The organism is Moorena sp. SIO4A1 (assembly GCF_010672065.1).
Lineage (GTDB): Bacteria > Cyanobacteriota > Cyanobacteriia > Cyanobacteriales > Coleofasciculaceae > Moorena.
In genome coordinates this window covers 1-1753 of sequence record NZ_JAAHHX010000507.1, presented here as the reverse complement: position 1 = coordinate 1753, position 1753 = coordinate 1, and the positions used below count along the sequence as shown (strand labels likewise).

Below are 1753 nucleotides of genomic sequence, written 5' to 3'. Positions count from 1 at the left end.
TACTTGCTTGTGCTGCCCTCAATCCTATGACCCATTTGGGTATGCCTGATAGCTATGCCCATAATGCTTAAAACTGCTCCTGAGAGGGGGAGCATTTTGACCCCTTCATCATTCATGCAACAAAGCCTCGCGATTGTATTCTTCCACTCTGATTTGCTTGGCAATTCCCGCTGCTACTGCCTCATCGGTGCCATCAGGTAAAACAGCAATTATACCATCTCCGATAAACTTGACGATAAAGCCGTTTTGATTGCGAATCTCGGGACTAACACCCTTGAGGTAAGCATTAACAAAGTCGAAGTTTTCCGATACTTTTTAGCTACCAAAATCTACCAAGGGCGGATTCTGGCTCACTAATGCAAGCTGCTTTCGCAACCAGGGGGTATCTCCCAAAGCATGGCCGTAGGCCACGCTGCGCGAACGCAGAAATATACCACGAGCACCGTTGATGTCTCTGTCCATGACTTTACCATCAACTTTTGACTTGATAGTCTTACTCCCGCCTATATTGACCAGTTCACCTGTCCAGCTAACAGTCTTACTGGTGTAAGCCTCGCAGACATCTACCACTGTTTTTCCAGTTTCCTGAGTTTTATGCTTCAAAAATTCCTTGAAGCGATAATGAGCAAAGGTGAGCATGTTCCGAACGGTTTTAGATCGGATTTTTCTATTTCCTTTTTTAGACATTTTAGATGTTTCAAAGGTGGGAAGTAGAATCACATCAAAGTTATCAACCAAAAACCTAGCTGTCTTATGATGAAGCTCATTGATTAGGTTCTGGATTTTGATAACCATTCGCCTAGCGGCTTTTCTCATCCGACGCTTTTGTCCGCGTTTGGCTTTACTGATTTTAGACAGTAAATTATCTAAATGCTGACACAGACGTTGGATGCGAGAAAAATCTCCGTGCCCAATCTTTCCTACAGATGTCTCACTGAAAAAAGTGATGAAAGTTCTGACTCCAGGGTCTAAAGCAACTACTCTACCTTGGTTTTCGGTATATGATACAGCTACCTTGTGAGGGACTACTAGATAGTAATCGCCATTGTTACTAGTTAGTCGGCAGTCACAAATATCTACGGGCAAGTCTTCAGCGTAAGTCAATTTACCCAGCTTTGTGTGATATATTCCTGTTTCAGAAACTGCTGACTTAGGAATATAGCAAGACTGAATGGGGTTTTTCCTTGACCTGAATCTTACCCGATTAATTTGTGACGTCTTTTTGTACTTTTTATTGGCCTCCCTGACGGCGGTGCAAGCATCCTTAATCGCTATCGATTTTATTTGATAAGGTACTTCCTTGCACCACTCAGGAAGGTCGTTTAATATCCCTGTTTTGATTGCTTTCCAATTGGCTTTTACTTCGCCATTTTGGTTGGATGGAGGATTTTGACGGTTTTGTTGAACACATAACGGGACACTCCGAACCATTGGCGAATAAGAGATCTCTGGTCAGGATTTAGGAACAGTCGAATCTTCTTTGATTTTTTTACCGTACTTTCGGAGTCCGTGAACCCGGCAGGAGAAGACGTGAATGATTCAGAGAAGATCTGCGGTAAGTTCGGACTCTGGGCAGCTTTCAGATTGGCTGAGAACCAGGATTTTTCCACCGTTGAGACCGACCGGAGATGAAACCTTAGAGTAGTGCAGCCTTACTACAAAACCTTTACCCTATGCTGCATAATTTACCAACTATAAAGGCTGCACTACTCTTACGGTAACTTCTAACCAAGTACTCAATGAGTTCAAACCC

General features: G+C 43.2%; 2 protein-coding genes. Both read right to left on the bottom strand.

Features of this window, described 5'->3' with window-relative positions:
• Positions 1-315: 315 nt before the first annotated feature.
• Complete coding sequence (locus tag F6K53_RS39995; protein WP_293071363.1) at positions 316-1431, bottom strand: transposase; 1116 nt, start codon at positions 1429-1431, stop codon at positions 316-318.
• Positions 1359-1610 (bottom strand): helix-turn-helix domain-containing protein, encoded by a 252-nt coding sequence (locus F6K53_RS39990; protein ID WP_293085606.1) that lies wholly within the window; start codon positions 1608-1610, stop codon positions 1359-1361. The genes F6K53_RS39995 and F6K53_RS39990 overlap by 73 nt, the downstream gene beginning before the upstream one ends.
• Positions 1611-1753 lie beyond the last annotated feature (143 nt).